This window comes from Variovorax sp. GW821-FHT09D05 (assembly GCF_059416325.1).
In genome coordinates this window covers 80,513-96,766 of the sequence record NZ_JBWKOZ010000017.1, presented here as the reverse complement: position 1 = coordinate 96,766, position 16,254 = coordinate 80,513, and the positions used below count along the sequence as shown (strand labels likewise).

Genomic DNA, 16,254 nt, shown 5'->3' with positions numbered 1-16,254 from the left:
ATTCGGGGCGGGAGCGGCTGCCGGTGCTGCTGCGGCATCCGTCGTTGCTGTTTGCGCCAGGGCTGCGCCCGAAGCGGTCAATGCAGCGGCCAGAACGATCAGCGCCTGGGCGGCGGTACGGTGCGTCATCAGGGAACTCCTCGCAAGTGTGTTGTTGGACCTGTGAGGCTCAAAGCAGGGAGCGTGCCAAACTGCACAAATACCGGTCATAACCACCCCCGCCCCCGCATTGGTTGAGAGCCAAATCGTTACAACGTCTGTTGCGAGTGGTTGCAGATATCCGGTGCGCCGCACCACCGCGGACATGTCGAAGATAGGCGCACCATCTTGGGGAGAGGGAGAAGAATGGGATTGTCTTTGGTGCAGAGCCGCGCCTTGCTGGGCCTGGAAGCGGCCAGTGTCACTGTCGAGGTGCATCTGGCGAACGGTTTACCCAGCTTCACGCTGGTCGGGCTGGTGGAAACCGAGGTCAAGGAGGCGCGCGAACGGGTGCGTTCGGCGCTCCAGAACGCGGGGCTGGAGTTTCCGAACAACAAGCGCATCACGGTGAACCTTGCGCCGGCCGACCTGCCGAAGGACTCCGGGCGCTTCGATTTGCCCATTGCGCTGGGCATCCTCGCGGCCAGCGGGCAGATCGACAACGCCCGGCTCGCCGGCCACGAGTTCGCCGGGGAGCTGTCGCTGTCGGGCGAGCTGCGGCCCGTTCGTGGTGCGCTGGCCATGGCACTGGCGCTGCACACGCGCGGCGTTGCCACGCGGCTGGTGCTGCCCCTGGAGAGTGCACAGGAGGCCGCACTGGTGCCGGGCGGCGAGGTGTATGGCGCGAAGCACCTGCTCGATGTGGTGCGCCAGTTCATCGCCGAAGGCAGCGATGCCGCATCGCAGCTGCCCGAATCGCCAGACGACAGTGGCTGGGCGCGCGTCCAGGCCGCGCCCGGCGCGATTCCACCGCAGTACGCAGACCTGTCTGAAGTGAAGGGGCACGCCGGCGCCAAGCGCGCGCTCGAAATCGCGGCGGCCGGCGGCCACAGCCTGCTGATGGTCGGCGAGCCGGGTTCGGGCAAGTCGATGCTCGCGCAGCGCTTCGCGGGCCTGCTTCCGGCGATGCACATCGACGAGGCACTGGAAAGCGCGGCCGTGGCCAGCCTGGGCGGGCGCTTTGCGACCGAGCGGTGGATGAGCCGGCCTACCTGCTCACCGCATCACACATCGAGCGCGGTGGCGCTGGTCGGCGGGGGCTCTCCGCCCCGGCCCGGAGAAATCTCGCGAGCGCACCACGGAGTGCTCTTTCTCGACGAATTTCCCGAGTTCGCCCGCTCGGCACTGGAGGCGCTGCGCGAGCCGCTGGAGACCGGCACCATCACCATCGCCCGGGCCGCGCGGCGCGCCGAATTCCCGGCGCGCTTTCAGCTGATTGCCGCCATGAACCCCTGCCCTTGCGGCTACCTGGGTTCTTCGTCGAGACCCTGCCGCTGCACGCCGGACCAGGTCTCGCGCTACCAGGGCAAGCTCAGCGGCCCGCTGCTGGACCGCATCGACCTGCACATCGAAGTGCCAGCGGTGTCGGCGCAGCTGCTGCTCGAAGCGCCGCCCGGTGAATCGACCGACAGCATCCGCACCCGCGTGGTCGATGCGCGCGAGCGTGCGATACGGCGGCAAGGCCACGCCAACCAGTCGCTGCAAGGCGCTGCCATCGACCGGCATGCCGTGCTCGACGACGCGGCGCGCAAGTTCATGTTCAACGCGGCGAACAAGCTCGGCTGGTCGGCGCGCAGCACGCACCGCGCGCTCAAGGTGGCGCGCACGATCGCCGATCTCGTGGGGGCGGATGCGGTGCAAGCGGCGCACGTGGCGGAGGCGGTGCAGTACCGCAGGGCACTGCGCGGCGCCAAATGAACGCAGGAGCCCAGCCGCGGCGCAGACCGTACTACTTGAACTCGTGGCTCACCACAGGCGCCGACTTGCTGTCCTGCACCGTCACGCGCTGCCGGAACACCTCGAGATCGCCGTTGCGCACTTCGATGTTGTAGATGCCCGGGCGCAGCGACAGCGACTTGAGCGGCGGGCTCACGCCGCGGTCCGCGCCGTCGACGAACACCTGGCCCCAGGGGCGGACGTTGAACAGCACCCGGCCCATGCCGGGCGAGGCCGCAGGCGTGGCGGGAGCGGCAGCAGGTGCGCCCGGCGTGCCGGCGGGTGTGGCACCCGCCACGGTCGTCGTCGTGGTCCCAGGCGGCAACGTGCCGGGCGCGACGGGCACTGACGGCGGCGAGAGCCGGTTGATTTCGGCGATTGCATTGCGCGCCTCGCGCGCATGCACGCCGCGGCGGTAGCGGCGCAGGTAAGCCTCGTAGCCTTCGCGCGTGTTCTCGGTCTGCGCGAGGTTCCAGTCTTCGGCTTCGGCGGTGGCCAGCGCGGATTCGGGCGGCGCGGCCGGTGGGCCGACCGGGACGTTCTCCAGCGGTGTCAGCGGCGCCGTGGCCGTCGCGGCGGGCGCACTGGCCGGTGCAGCGGGCAGCGGCGCTGCTGCACTACCGCCGGCCGCAGGCGTTCCAGGCGCGGCCGGCACGCCATCGGTGGTGGTGGCCGGTGGCATTGCCGCCGGCGGCGCGGTGTTGCTCGACATCGGCGCGGCCGGAGGCGGCACCGGCACCATCGCGGTCTTGGTCTCTTGCGGCTGCATGCCCGAGGTCAGGCGCAGGCCGATCCAGCTGCCCACGGCCACTAGCGCGATCAGCAGCGCGCCCACCATGCCCCACGGCGGGCGCTTGAGCTTGTTCTTCTGCGCGGTTGGTGCTGCGGCTTTGTGCCCTTGCGCCTTGCTGCGGTCCTGCGGTGCGACGCGCGGTGCGGGCGCCGGCACTGGCGTAGGCGCTGCCCTCGGCTGCTCCAGCGCTGCCACCGGCATCGGCTCCAGCGGCACCGGTGCCGACATCGGCGAGAACTGCTGCGGCACCAGCGGCGGAGGTGGCGGCGTCGCCGAAACGGGCGCCGCGGGAATGATCACCGTCGGGGCGCTCATGCCGCTCACGTAGATGTCGCCGAGCTTCACAAGCCCCAGCTCGGCCGCGAAGGCGGCCACGGTCTGCGTGCGGTCCTTGCTGTGCACGGCCAGCGTGTGGTCGACCGCGGTGCAGAAGCTCGGGCTCAGGTCGTCGCGGCCCATCGACGACAGGGGCACGTAGGCGTCCTGCACGCTGCGCACCACGGCCGAAGGCGGCGGATGGCCCGTGACCGCGCGGTACAGCACTGCCCCCAGCGCATACATGTCGGTCCACGCGCCCTGCAGCAGCGTGTTGTCGTCGGCGTACTGCTCGATGGGCGAGTAGCCCGACTTCACCATCACCGCCACTTCGTCGACGAGGTCGGCGATCGACTTGCGCGCCGCGCCGAAGTCGAGCAGCACCGGCAGGTCGTCCTGCTGGATGAAGATGTTGTCGGGCGCGATGTCGCGGTGGAAGCACTGGCTGCGGTGCAGCGTCTCCAGCGCACCCAGCAGCGGCCCCAGCATGCCGAGCAGCCAGGGCTCGGTGATCCTGCCCGGCTCGTCCTCGGCCAGGCGGCGCAGCGTGCGGCCCTTGTAGAGCTGGATCGCCATGTAGGCGGTGGAGTTGGCCTCCCAGAAGCGATGCACGCGCACCAGCGCCGGATGGCTGAATTGCGCGAGCGTGCGCGCCTCGTTGATGAAGCTGCGCAGGCCCGCCTGGAAGGTGGCCGTGAGCCGCTCGGAGCGCACGTGCACGCTGTTGTCGCCCACGCGGCGCGCGAGCATCGAAGGCATGTATTCCTTGATGGCCACCTCGCGCTGCAGCGAGTGGTCGTAAGCGCGGTAGACGATGCCGAAGCCGCCTTCGCCGATCACCTCCAGCAGCTCGAATTCGGCCAGCCGGTGGTTCACGCCCAGCGGGTGCGGCCGTTCGTCATCCGTCTCGGCCGGCGGGCTTCCGATGCCGTGCGTCGTCGTCATGCTTCTCCTCCTGCGGGACTGCTGTGGCCCCTATGGCCGGTCTGGCTCTTCTTCATGCCCATGGCACATGCCCCTGCGAAAACAACTTGGAAAACAGTGGTGTGTTGAGGCCTCCGCCATGGGCAGCGGTCCGCAACGGCGATCCGTCGGCTTGATTGGTCCACCAGTAGCTGGTGCTGCCGAAAGGGTCGAAGCACAGTGGAAGCTCTGGCCAGCCCAGGGGCTGCTGGGCACTCGCGCCACCGGCTGTAGGCCCGAGGATCGAGAGGATGTCGTCCGAGCCGCCGCTGGCGGTCTGGAAGCCGGCACGCCCCGCGGCCAGCACCTGGCTGTCGAACTGGTCGGGCGCCACGCCGTGGCGGATGGCCTGCAGCAGCGCGGTGCCGCACTGCCGGTACCACGCGGCCGAGCCTTCGAGCACCGATGGGCGGTAGTTCTGCGCGGCCACCTGCAGCGTGATGCACACGGGGTAGTAGCGGCCCACGCGGTCGCAGCTCGGCGCAATGCAGCCGAACTGCACGGCGTCCACGCCCTGCGTGGCGGGAATCGCGAAGTTCCATACCGGCGCAACGGCGTAGTGCCGCGTCATCGCGTCAGGCCAGCGCTTGAAGCTGCCCAGGCCGTTCTGCATCCAGCGGTCCCACCACGCCTGCAGTTCGCGCGGCATGCGGCGGTAGAGAAAGTCGCCGGCTGCCGGCAGCTTGCCGTACCAGCCGATCTGTTCGTCGACTGGCACCCAGGCCTGAGGAGGAATGCTGCTGTTCATTTCAGGATTTCCCCGGGCAGGAGAAGCCGTTCATCTGCGGCAGGCGCAGCGGGTTGTAGACGCTGTTGGCCGTCACCGCGAGCACGACCTTCTTGCCCTGCAGGTCGAAGCTGGCGTTGAACGATTCGGGCGAGCTGCCCGCGGAGATCGAGGCCTTGTCGAACAGCCGGTGCAGCGCCCACGGCCCTTCGGTCACGATACCGCCGGCCGGCGTGCCGTTGGCTGTGGTCACCTGCAGGCGCACCTGGTTGCTGTTGCGCGGGCCGGGCCACTTGATGGTGCTGGGCGCCTGCGGACCGTGCGCGTAGCGCACCGTCTGCCCATCGACGTCGAGCGTGAACTGCGTGAGCGCTGCATCCATGTCCTCGGGCCGGATGTCGATGGTGAACGAGGGCGTGCGTCCGCCCGCCATGCCCGAGAAGAACACGTCGCGAATGGCCTGCGCCTTCTGGAACGAATCGAGGTACGCCGAGCGGCCGGCCGCGCTGCCGTCCACGCCGCGCTTGAAAGCCCACGGATTGACCGAGGTGTCGACCTGCGTGACGAGGTTCTTCTGGAAGAAGTCGTCCATCATCCCGCCCGGCGCGAACAGTTGCGCGAAGTCGCCCGAGGCCACGTCGCGGTTCGATCCACGCGTGAACGGATAGCGCCCCGCGATCGCCTGGTTGCAGAACGAGCCGATGCTGGCCGCAGCGCTCTGCCCGATGTTCTGCCGAGTCACTGCCGCCGCCTTCGACGACGCAGTGGCCGACAGGTCGTTCAGCATCCCCTGGAACGGCACCGGCAGGCGCCCGGCTTCTGCCTGCACCTTGGTGACCGAATCGCTGGTCGGCGGGATGTTGCCGCTGCGCAGCGCGGTGTCGGTGGCGGTGAGGTAGTTGTAGAGCTCATTGATGAGCGCGGCCGTCGCGTCGATGGGGGCCTGCCCGCCCTGCTTGGGCGCGGTCACCATGCGGCGCAGCGGCTCGAAGTGGTTGTCCACCAGCGACTCGGGGCGATCTACCCGCGTGTTGCGGCGCTGGCTGCCGTCGGGCTGGCCGATGAGCTGTTCGATGCGCTCGCGCGTGCTCTGCACACGGTTCTGCGCCTGGTCGAGCAGGCTGCGCGCGGCCTCGTCGTGGTTGCGCAGCAGGTCGGTTTCGCGCGCCGCGCCGCGGATGAGCCGCGACATCGGCGACTCCGCGGTCGAGAGCACGCGCGTCATCTGGATGCTCTGCAGCAGCGAGCGGCTGTCGGCCAGGCGGATGTCGACGAGGTAGTCGTCCCACACCTTGATGTAGTCGGTGAGGTAGAGCCGGCGCACTTCGCGCAGCAGCAACTCGCGCGAGGTGATGTCGGTGATGCCGGGCGCGCGGATCTGCAGCACCCAGCGGTCTTCCTGTTCGAGCGACAGCGTGGTCTCGGCGATGCGCTTGTCGAAGATGTCCCAGTAGCCGCGGTAGGTGAACAGCGTGGGAATGCCGTCGGTCAGCGGCTTGCCGCTCGCACGGCGGATGACCAGCGCCGACTCGGCGCCGCCCGCCTCGGCGATGGTGAAGGCATTGGGCTGGCTGGTCTGCAGCAGGATGCGGCGCAGCCGCGCATACGAGCGCTGCGCCAGCGGCACGCCGGCCAGGCGCTCGCGCGTCTGCGTGATGAGCCGGTCGTCCTTTGCGAACGGCGAGGTCAGCACGCGGCCCACGAACAGCGCCTTCAGGTGCGATTCGAGGTTCGCACGCTGCTCGCGCGTGAGCGAGGCGCCGATCTTGCGGTCCACGTCGGCGAGCAGCCAGGCCTGCAGGAAGTCGGCGTCGTAGCGCTCTGCGTCATACAGCATGAGATACGCCTTGAGCGCCTCGTAGCTGTATTCGGCGTCGATCTTCGCGGCGTCGCGCAGCGACTGCTCGACGCGCTGCGCGGCCTGCGGCAGCAGCACCGTCTCCAGCGCGCGCTGGTACACGCCATCAGTTGCGGCCTGCAGCTTCTCGCCCTGGTAGAGGCCGAAGCGGTAGGACGTGGGCGGATCGCCGATGTCGAAGTGGCTGGACTTCGGCAGGTCGCGCAGCTTGTCGAGGATGAGCAGCGAGCTGGCGATGTCGCCACTCGAATCGACCACCGTCGGTAGCTCGCCGCGCGCGGCTGCCTTGTTGAAGGCCTTGGCGTTGGTGTCGACCTCGGCCACGTAGTCTTTGTTGTTGCGCCAGCTGTTCACGCAGGCACCCAGGAACAGCACCAGCAGCACGCCGATGGCGCTGTAGCCCGCGATGTCGATGGCCCGCTTGCGCCGGTACCAGCGCAGGTTGGTGCCGGCCACGCCAGCGTCGCGGAAGATCACCTGCTGCAGCAGCTCCTTCAGGAAGTAGCTCTTGCCCGGGCCCGGCGGCGGCGCCGGCGGCGCGTTGACCTGCAGGTAGCGCTTGATGGCGCCCATCACGCGGTCGAAGGCCGTGCCTTCCTGCGTGCCGCTGGTGAAGTACACACCGCGCAGCATCGACGCGGCCTCGAACTTCGACGGGTTGAACACGTCGGCCAGGAAGGTGCCGAGGATGTCCTCGAAGCTCGCGAACTGCTGCGGCAGCAGGTAGGCCTGCGCGCGGCGCATCGGGTCGGACTCGGCCGCCAGCAGCTCGGGCAGGCGCTCGTCCAGGCGCTGGTGCAGCAGCTTGTATTCCTGGTGGAAGCGCTCGCGCAGGTCGCCGCTACCCACAGGGGCCGCTCCCTTGCCGGCCTTGTTCGCCGGGTTGCCCTGGATCGGGAAGGTGAAGCCCCACACCTGTTGCCGCTCAGCTCGGCCCAGCGAGCCGAAGTACTCGTTGAAGCCGGCCAGCAGGTCGGTCTTGGTGACCAGCACGTACACCGGGAAGTCGATGCCCAGGTCGTTGCGCAGCTCCAGCAGCCGCTTGCGCAGCGCCATCGCATGGCGCGCGCGCTGCGCGTCGTCGGCCAGCGGCAGGTCGGCAATGCTGATGGTGAGGATCGCGCCATTGATCGGCTGGCGCGGGCGGAACTTCTTCAGCAGATCGATGAAACCCTTCCACTCGCCCTCGTCGGTCTCGCGGTTGCTCTCGTGCGTGGTGTAGCGGCCCGCGGTGTCGATCAGCACTGCTTCGTTGGTGAACCACCAGTCGCAATTGCGCGTGCCGCCGATGCCGCGCACGGCAGCCTTGCCGAGCTGGTCGGCCAGCGGAAAGTCGAGGTCGGAGTTCACCAGCGCTGTGGTCTTGCCCGAGCCCGGCGCGCCGATGAAGATGTACCAGGGCAGCTGGTACAGGTACTGCCGGTCGAACAGCGAGAAGCGCCCACCGGACTTACCGTCGGCTCCTTCGCCGAAGCGCATGTTCTTCAGGATGGCCGTGGCGTCGGTGAAGCCGCTTTGCAGCTCCTTGATCTCGGGCGCGTCCTCGGGCTTGGCTTCCTTCTCTTTCTTGGAAGGGGTGCGCAGCTGGTTGAGCAGCTGCGCATTGAGCCGGCGCTCGCGCCACTTGCGGTAGATGACGCGCGCGATCCAGATCGCGAACATCAGCGCGATGACCACGATGCGCACGATCTCGTCTTCGAGCGGGCGGTAGCGGCCCACCGCGATGGCCGGGCCGATGATCCAGATCAGGAAGGCGAGCGCGACCAGGCCCAGAAAGACCCACAGATCGCGGCTGATGAGAAAACGGAAGATGGCGCGCAGCATCAGCGGGTGCCTCCAGGCTGCGGTGCTGCTGGAGCTGTAAGTGGCGCGGAGTTGGCGGGCACGCCGGCCACGGGCGCTACCAGCAGCGTCACCTCGACGCGCCGGTTGCGCGCGCGGTTGGCCGGGGAGTCGTTGGGCACGAGCGGGTCGGCATCGCCGCGGCCTTCGGCTCGCAGGCGTTCGGGGCGCGCAAGGCGCGTGGCGATCATTTTCTTCACCGCGTCGGCGCGGGCCTGCGAGAGTTGCCAGTTGGAGGGAAAGCGCACGCTGCGGATCGGCTGGTCGTCACTGAAGCCGCTGACCAGCACGTTGCCGTCCACGGCGTTGAGCGCATCGGCCACGCGCGCGAGCACCGGCGCATAGCGGTCGAGCACGCGGTCGGAGCCCGAGGCGAACAGGCCGTCGCCGCGCAGCACCACCACGCTGCGGTCGGCCTCGTCGCGCACGGTCAGCAGGCCGTCGCGGATCTCTGGCTCGAGAAAGCGCTGCAGGCGCGGCGTTGGCGCTGGCATGACCACGGCGCGCGTGGTCTGCGGCAGACGTACCGCGTTGACGGCCGCGAAAGCACCGTCGGAATGGCCAGCGAGGTTGAAGGTGAGCAGCGCGAACACGACGAGCAGCAGCACCGCCGCCACCGCGCCCACCGCCCACACGGGCAGCCAGTTGCGCGTGCGGCGCACGGGCGCACTCGCGTCCTGCCAGTGCGGCGACAGCGGCACGGCGATTTCGCCGCGCGTCTGCCGGATGATCTGCAGCAGCCGCTGCTTGAGAGTTTCGAGCTGCGTGCGGCCGTTGTCGATGACGCGAAAGCGCCCCTCGAAACCCATGGCCAGGCAGAAGTAGATGAGCTCGATCAGGTGCAGGTGCTGCTGCGGGTTCTGCACCAGGCGCGACAGTAGCTGGAAGAACTTCTCGCCGCCCCAGGTCTCGTTGTGGAACATCACGAGCAGGCTCTGCGACGACCAGATGCTGCCGCCCCACGGCGTGAGCGCCGCGGCCTCGTCGACTGCCGTGCACAGGCAGTAGCGCGCGCCGATGATCACCTCGGGCGAAATACCCGCCTGCTGCGCGCGCGTTTCGAAGCGGCGCACTTCATCGACAAGGTGCTCGCGCAGCTGCGCCGGCGCGGGATGGTGGCCGGTGGCGCGGATCTGCGGAATCAGGTCGAGCAGCGGATTGGCGGCCGCCACCAGCGGGTTGTTGCCCGCGAGCGCCGTGTCGCCCGCATGCGGGCGCCGCGCGTCGTGCCATGCGGTGAAGGACTCGGGCTGCGCGCCAAGGCCGCTACCACCACGCGAGGCATTCGGCATGCCGCCTGCGTCGCCCATTGCATTGCCGCCGCCGGGATTCGGCGGCACGAAGCCTCCCGGACCGACGGCCATGTCGTTGACACCGTTCATAGAGTCCCTCACGGACGGATGGCCCAGAACTCCATGGCCAGCCCGGGAAAGTCACCGGCCAGGTGCATCGCCACGCCGCCCGATTTTTCGAGCTGGCGCCACATGTCGCCGCTCTTGTCGAGTTCGAAATAGTGGTAGCCCGCGTTGTACGGAATCTGCCGCGGCGCCACCGGCAGCGGCCGCACCACCACCCCCGGCAGTTGCAGTTGCACGAGGTCGCGGATGCGCTCGACCGAGCCGATCTTCACCTGCGTGGGGAAGCGCTGCTGAATTGCATCGGCCGGCAGGTCGGCATGCACCGCGAGCACGAAGCCCGCGTTGCGCACCAGCACCGGGTCGGGCATGCGGCCCACGCGCACGCCGTGGCTGCGCTCTTCGAGTTCGATGGCGATCGCGCTCTGCTCGAGCACGGCCGACAGCGAACGCCGCAGCTCCTCAAGCAGCGGGCGGATGCACTCGTTGAGGTTGTCGTGGTCGTATATCGGCCACAGCACCGGACGGCGCGTGGGCGATGTGTGCGTGGCCAGATGGCAGGCCAGCTTGAGCCAGTCGACGAACAGGTTTTCTGGGTGCACCTGCACCGCCTGCTGCGAATGCCACGTGAGCGCAAGGTAGCGGTTGACCAGCTCGAGCAAAAGGAAGTCAGAGACCTCGCTCACCCCGCCGCGACCCGGCTGCGAGAGCCGCGAGGCCAATGCCTCGGAGCGCTGCGTGAGCAGGCCGTGCAGCTCCGCGATCATGCTGCGCAGCATTGCGTGCGCAGAAGCGTCGAGCACCGGCGGAATGTAGTTGGCATCGACCACCAGCTTGTGGTCGGTGCGCCGCTCGATCACGCGCACCGCGCCAATGGCTTGCCATTCGGCGGTGAGTGAGGAAGCGCGCGCAAGACGCAGGCGCGGCGCGGCGAGCTGCAGCACGGCGGGGCCGAGTGCCACCGCATTGCCGTCGTTCACTTCGCGCTCGATCACGCCGAAGCGCGCGGCCGAACCTTCGTCTTCCGCGAAGATGACCTCTTCGCTGCCGGGCCTGCGCAGCGGCAGCGCGAGCACGATGAGCTCGTCGGTGAGATCGGTCGGCACTTCATAAGGCAGCGGCGCGTCTTCGGCGCCGAACGAGAACGGCGTGCCGTCGGGCATCACCCCCGCGCCTCCGAGCAGCGACACACGGCCCAGCGCATAGGCGTCGCGGTCGATCTCCAGACTCAGCCAACCCCAATAGGCGCCTTGCAGGCCTGCGGTGCGCCGGGTCACGTATTGCTCGACATAGCGTTCCATTTGCTGGAAATGCTGCGGCCGCAGGTACATCCCTTCGGACCACACCACACGATTCGCCAATGCCTGCGGATGGGCGCCATTCTTTGCGGCGCCCGAATTGCGAACTGTCACCAAAAGACCTCCTGGGGAGTGCTCACATCGAAGCGGGAGATGCGCTGAGGAGCGGCCTCCCGGTCCACTTGTTTTGCTCCTGATGCTACACGGCGCGTCTTACGTTTTGCACCGCATTTCGCTCAAGAATTTCTCGCACTTTCGTACTAGCAGGCCAGCACCCCAAGCCGAAAGTTAACGACTTGGTAGCAGCTCTATGCCCGTCTTGCGCACGGCAACGTGCACGGCCTGCTCGCTCGGCGAAAACTGCCACACCTTGTACAGGTTGGTTTGCTTCGGTTCCTTCAACGGCAACACGATGCGCCAGCGCGCGGCCTCGAGTTTGCGATAGCCCGCGATGATGCCGATGGCGCGCGAGTCGAGTCCTGCCTCGCGCTTGAACACGCGCTCTTCGCCGCTGCGCATGATGGCCTGGTCGGCATTCACGAGCTCGGTCATGAGCGTCTCGCGGTCGCGATCCTGTAGTGCAAAGTAGTCTGCGGTTTCGAAGTTACCGGAAGATTTCAGTTCGAAGACCTTCACGAGGATGGGTGCGGCCTGGCCGCGTCCGTCGGGGTTGACGCCATCGTCGATCTTGACTGTGACGGCATAGGGCGTGGGCATGGACTTGGCTGTCGATGCGCATCCGCCGATGAGGCCCGCAAACAACGGTGTGGTGGCAAGTGCGCCTTGTAGCAAGCTTCGTCGATGCATTGAAATCTCCCCGAGGGTTCGCGGCCTATATTATCGAAGTCATGCGCACTTACGATGGCGCATAACGTGCATGTCGCAACACAGCGGCACACTATCTCAAGCATTCCTTTTGCAAGGTAGGAGAGAAGATTGAAGTCATGTCTGCCTGCTTTGGCGTTCGCTCTTTTCGTGGTCGCGGGTTGCACGACCACACCGCCGCCAGAGCCCGCGCCGCAACCCGAACGACTGAGCCAGCAAGTGGCGCGCACCACGCTCGAGAAGGCGCAGCAAGCGTATGACGAAGGCGACTATGCCAAGGCCGTCAGCACGCTCAAGAGCGGCGGCGTGTCGGTATTCGAAGGTGCCGAGCCGGGCACCCGGCTCGATGCGATGAAGCTCGAGGCCTTCAGCTACTGCGTGGCCAACCAGATCGCCGAGTGCCGCAACCAGTTCCGCAAGATCCTCGATGCGTTCCCGACCTTCGAGCTCAACGTGGCGGAGCGCAAGCATCCGGTGTGGGGCCCCGCGTTCGAGGCCGCCAAGCGAATGAAGCGTTGATGAAGAACATCGCGGCCGCACCAGTGCGGCGGCGCGAGACGACGAACACGGAGAAGCCATGCGTTGGACAGTGATCGAACATGCCGGCAGGCCGGTGACCGTGGGCCCCTCGGCATTGCTCGCCGCGCCCGGCGGAACGATCGGACGCAGCCCCGACAACCACCTCGTGCTGCCCGACGAGCAGCGGCAGATCTCGCGCCTGCAGGCCACCGTGCGCTTCGACGAAGATGGCGTGGCGGTGCTGCGCAACATGAGCGCGGTGCTGCCGATCAGCGTGAACGGACACACGCTCGCGCACGAGCAGGAAGCGCGCGTGGCCGATGGCGACCGCGTCGCGATCGGAAGCTATGTGCTGGAGGCCGCGAGCGCGCAGCGCGCGGCGCCCGTAGCGGCTGCGGTTCAGCCACCACCACCTCCTCCCCCGCCGCCGCTGCCATCGACGCAGCCGCCGATGGCCGCGCCGATGTCGGCGAGCCCCATCGACGCACTGCTGCCGTCCTCCGGCGCATCCGACGTGTTCTCCGATCTGTTCGGCGAAGGCGCATTGCCCATCGGCGACACGCAACCCACGGTGGCGATGCCACCGCCGCGGCAGGCAACGCCCGTGCCGCCACCGATGCAGCCGCCCGCATTCGCTCCGGCGCCGCGCGAGTCCTTCGCTGCCCCTTTGCAGCCGTCCGCGCCACCGCCGGCGCCGCAACCCAAGGTGAGCCCGACCCTCGCCTCGTCACAGATCCCTTCTGCGGCTGACTGGGACGCCATCCTCGCCAACGCACCGCGCCGCGTCGACAGCACGCCCGCGCCGATGCCCGACCCGATGGCGCACGAGCCCTTCGAGTTGCCGTCGCAGGCGCGCCGCAACCCGGTCGATCCGCTCGCGGAGCTGAACCCCGACGCGGCCAACGACATGTCGGACATGGCGCTCAAGCGCGGTGTCGATCCGCTTTCTTTCTTCGCAGCCGACGAGAGCGCGCACTCGCCGCTGACCGATCCGCGCCCCACCGCGCTGACGCATACCGACCCGATGCTGCCGGGCGACACGCACCCCGCGCTCGACCTGTTGCAGAACAACAGACCAGCCGTGCAGGGGTACAGCCATTCGAACCATACGCGGGAAGTGGCGGCTCAGTTCCGTCCGCCGACTCCGGTGGCGATGCCGGTGCCAGCACCTGCGCCGGCACCCGTGCCCGCCGTCGAACCTGTGAAGGTGGAGGCGCCACCGCCACCGCCGCCGCCTGCGCCCGCTCCGCCGCCGCCTCCTGCACCACCGCCCGTGGTGCAAGAGAGCCCGCCCGAGCCGCCACCTGTCGCAGTGCCGCCCGTAGTTGCTGAACCTGCGGCTGCACCCGTCGCAGCAGCAACACAACCCGCCGCAGCCCCATCGTCCTCGTCGGAAGCCCTCTTCAAGGCCTTCCTCGAAGGCGCGGGCGTGCCCGAAGTCGCTGGCCAGCAACCGCTCGACATCGAAGCCATGCAGCGCCTGGGCCGCATCATGCGGGCCTTCACAGACGGCACCATCGAGCTGCTGTCCTCGCGCGCCATGCTCAAGCGCGAGGTGCGCGCCGAAATCACGATGATCGTGGACGAGGAAAACAACCCGTTCAAGATCCTGCCCAACGGCCGCGCCGTGCTGATGCAGATGTTCGGCGCGCGCATGCCCGGCTTTTTGCCGCCCGAGGCCGCCGTGCACGACGCGCTCGGCGACCTGCAGTCGCACCAGCTCGGCATGGTCGCCGGCATGCGCGCCGCACTGCTCACGCTGCTCAAGCGCTTCGACCCCGCCGCGCTGAGCCGCGAAACCCCGCACGACGGCAGCCTGGGCGAGAAGCTGCTGCCCGGCGGCCGCGAGGCGCGCCTGTGGCGAGAGCTCCAGCAGCTGCACACCGAAACGACAGCGGCCGTCGAGGACGACTTCCAGGCCGTCTTCGGCCGTGCCTTCCAGCAGGCCTACGACAAGGAAATGGAACGGCTGAAGGAGGCGCGCCGTGCTTGAAGCCACCCGCTCTTTCGCCGTACCCATCTCGACCTCGCAGTTCTCCTGCGTGGGCGAACGCAGCGGCAACCAGGACGCCATCGGCTACCACCTCGACGAGCGCAACGGCTGCTTCGTAGTGAGCGACGGCGTCGGCGGCAACGCAGGCGGCGAACTGGCCTCGCGCATCGCGGTCGACACCGCCCTCAACACCTTTGTCGACGCCCCTTCGCTGGCCGCCGACAACATCCAGCGCTGCGTGAAGGCGGCCAACGACGCCATCCTCGCGAAGCAGCGCGAACTGACCGAGCAGAGCCGCATGAGCGCGACCTTCGTGTCGCTGTTCATCGACCGCATCACCAACCAGGCCTGCTGGGCCCACGTGGGCGACAGCCGCCTCTACTGGTTCCGCCGCGGCGCGCTGATGCAGCGCACAGAAGACCACAGCCTGTCGGAGCGCTCGGGTGATGCGGCCGCGAGCCACCAGAACGGCGGTGAGCGCCTTGTGAAGACCAACCTGCTCTACCGCGCGCTGGGTGCACGCGCCACGGCCGAAGCCACCATCACGGCGCCGCAACGCCTGGCCGATGGCGATGCTTTCCTGCTGTGCACCGACGGGCTCTGGCAGCTGATCTCGCAGCAGGTGATGGAACGCTCATTGCAGCTGGCCGACAGCGCGGAAGAATGGCTCGCGCTGATTCGCCGCGCGGCCGAATCCAAGGCTGATGAATCGCGCGACAACTACTCGGCGCTGGCCGTGTGGGTGGGCTTTCCGCAGCAGGTGACGCTGGCAGGGCCGGTCTGAATCGACGCGCCCTCAGGGCGCCAGCATCAGCACCTTGAACTGGCTCGGCACGATGCGCATGCCGACGATGTTGCAACGGTTCTGCGTCGTGATGCTGGTGACCCGCGTGGCCGGCGTACCCTTGAGAAGCACGGTGAACGCGCCTGTCACATGACGCGATTGCTGCATGAACGTCTGCGACACAACGCCGCCCAGCGCCCCGGGCTGATCCCCCAGGGTGATTGGCGTGGTCGTAGCCATGTTGTGTGCCGGCATCGCCATGAAAAGGATGTTCCAAGCATTCGGAACAGCCATCGGCCCCATAGCCATGTTCGGGTATGGAATGGGCACCGGCGTCTTGCAGACGTCGGGGAATGCCATGTCCATTCCCATGAGCTGACAATTGGCAAACATCTGGTACCTCCTCGCTTAGCCCATGTGGATCTGAGCCGCGTCCACCTTCACCAGCTCCTGGCCGGTGACCATCGTGTGGTGGCCATGAATGCGCACCGTCTCGCTGGCCTTGTAGTCCACGTGGCCCGCACGCACCTGGTCGACTTCATCCGTCAGGCGTAGCGTCTGACGCGCCATCTGCACGATGCGATCGGCCACGGTCTCGAATACCTTGCCGACCAGCCGGACGCTTCCTGCCGCGGCCTGCACGGAGCGCGTCACCAGCCGCAGTTCACCAATGTCACACTCGCCCTCTTCTGCCTTGAGTACGAAGCGCTTGTCCGCGCGAAGCCTGAGCTCCGAAGTACTCGCGATGGTCACCCGGCCGTTGCTGGTAGACGCGAAGGTGATGTCGCCCGCCGCCTCGATGCAGCTTGACGACGCATCGGCCTGCTCGATCACGGCGATCAGGTAGGCTCGCGCGCTGTCGGGACCGGACACCAGCACGGTATCGCCGCTGGCCGGTTTGAGCAGGCAGCTAGCCGCGCGCCGGCAAACCCAGACAGCACCCTGCTCGTCATCGACGCTGATACGTCCATCCGGCAGCAATGCGGCGACCACCCCTTGGAAGTGAACCGGAGCCGTCAGCAACGAGGCTTTGCGCAGTGAAACGACTGACATGGAGATCTCCTTGTT

At 67.9% G+C, this 16,254-nt stretch carries 12 protein-coding genes; 4 read left to right on the top strand and 8 right to left on the bottom strand.

All coding sequences use genetic code 11. The features are described 5' to 3' along the window. Positions 1–345 precede the first annotated feature (345 nt). Complete coding sequence (locus tag AC07O3_RS33105) at positions 346–1,896, top strand: YifB family Mg chelatase-like AAA ATPase (protein WP_495341365.1); 1,551 nt, start codon at positions 346–348, stop codon at positions 1,894–1,896. A gap of 31 nt (positions 1,897–1,927) precedes the next feature. Here AC07O3_RS33105 and AC07O3_RS33100 read toward each other — a convergent pair whose 3' ends face one another. The 6 genes from AC07O3_RS33100 to tssJ all read right to left on the bottom strand — a co-directional run bounded on the left by AC07O3_RS33100 (position 1,928) and on the right by tssJ (position 11,872). Next, positions 1,928–3,967, bottom strand: coding sequence for a serine/threonine-protein kinase (locus AC07O3_RS33100; RefSeq protein ID WP_495341364.1), 2,040 nt, complete (start codon positions 3,965–3,967; stop codon positions 1,928–1,930). Positions 3,968–4,019: 52 nt separating this feature from the next. Continuing rightward, positions 4,020–4,733, bottom strand: a complete 714-nt coding sequence (gene tagF, locus AC07O3_RS33095; protein ID WP_093058945.1) for a type VI secretion system-associated protein TagF — start codon at positions 4,731–4,733, stop codon at positions 4,020–4,022. A 1-nt stretch (position 4,734) separates the two neighbouring features. Continuing rightward, on the bottom strand, positions 4,735–8,394 hold the full coding sequence (gene tssM, locus AC07O3_RS33090; RefSeq protein ID WP_093058946.1) for a type VI secretion system membrane subunit TssM: 3,660 nt from the start codon (positions 8,392–8,394) through the stop codon (positions 4,735–4,737). Then, positions 8,394–9,794, bottom strand: coding sequence for a DotU family type VI secretion system protein (locus tag AC07O3_RS33085; RefSeq protein ID WP_093082808.1), 1,401 nt, complete (start codon positions 9,792–9,794; stop codon positions 8,394–8,396). Before AC07O3_RS33085 ends, tssM begins: the two co-directional genes overlap by 1 nt. Positions 9,795–9,802: 8 nt before the next feature. After that, the gene (tssK, locus tag AC07O3_RS33080; protein ID WP_256217028.1) at positions 9,803–11,098 is read right to left on the bottom strand and encodes a type VI secretion system baseplate subunit TssK; all 1,296 of its coding nucleotides are present in this window, start codon (positions 11,096–11,098) and stop codon (positions 9,803–9,805) included. A gap of 255 nt (positions 11,099–11,353) precedes the next feature. Then, positions 11,354–11,872: a type VI secretion system lipoprotein TssJ gene (gene tssJ, locus AC07O3_RS33075; RefSeq protein WP_093058949.1), complete on the bottom strand. Its 519-nt coding sequence runs from the start codon at positions 11,870–11,872 to the stop codon at positions 11,354–11,356. 150 nt (positions 11,873–12,022) lie between these two features. Here tssJ and AC07O3_RS33070 point away from each other — a divergent pair, with 150 nt between their 5' ends. From AC07O3_RS33070 to AC07O3_RS33060, 3 genes are read left to right on the top strand one after another with little or no spacing between them, the layout of a single operon-like run. Then, positions 12,023–12,409 (top strand): TssQ family T6SS-associated lipoprotein, encoded by a 387-nt coding sequence (locus AC07O3_RS33070; RefSeq protein WP_256217027.1) that lies wholly within the window; start codon positions 12,023–12,025, stop codon positions 12,407–12,409. 58 nt (positions 12,410–12,467) lie between these two features. Continuing rightward, the gene (tagH, locus tag AC07O3_RS33065) at positions 12,468–14,402 is read left to right on the top strand and encodes a type VI secretion system-associated FHA domain protein TagH (protein WP_495341363.1); all 1,935 of its coding nucleotides are present in this window, start codon (positions 12,468–12,470) and stop codon (positions 14,400–14,402) included. Then, positions 14,395–15,186, top strand: coding sequence for a PP2C family protein-serine/threonine phosphatase (locus AC07O3_RS33060; RefSeq protein ID WP_093082813.1), 792 nt, complete (start codon positions 14,395–14,397; stop codon positions 15,184–15,186). Before tagH ends, AC07O3_RS33060 begins: the two co-directional genes overlap by 8 nt. 12 nt (positions 15,187–15,198) lie before the next feature. On the opposite strand, the gene AC07O3_RS33055 is transcribed toward AC07O3_RS33060, so the two are convergent. Both AC07O3_RS33055 and AC07O3_RS33050 read right to left on the bottom strand, forming a co-directional pair. After that, complete coding sequence (locus AC07O3_RS33055) at positions 15,199–15,579, bottom strand: DUF4150 domain-containing protein (protein WP_093058952.1); 381 nt, start codon at positions 15,577–15,579, stop codon at positions 15,199–15,201. A 15-nt stretch (positions 15,580–15,594) separates the two neighbouring features. Next, entirely contained in the window at positions 15,595–16,239 is a 645-nt protein-coding gene (locus tag AC07O3_RS33050) for a DUF3540 domain-containing protein (RefSeq protein WP_495341362.1), read from the bottom strand. Positions 16,240–16,254 lie beyond the last annotated feature (15 nt).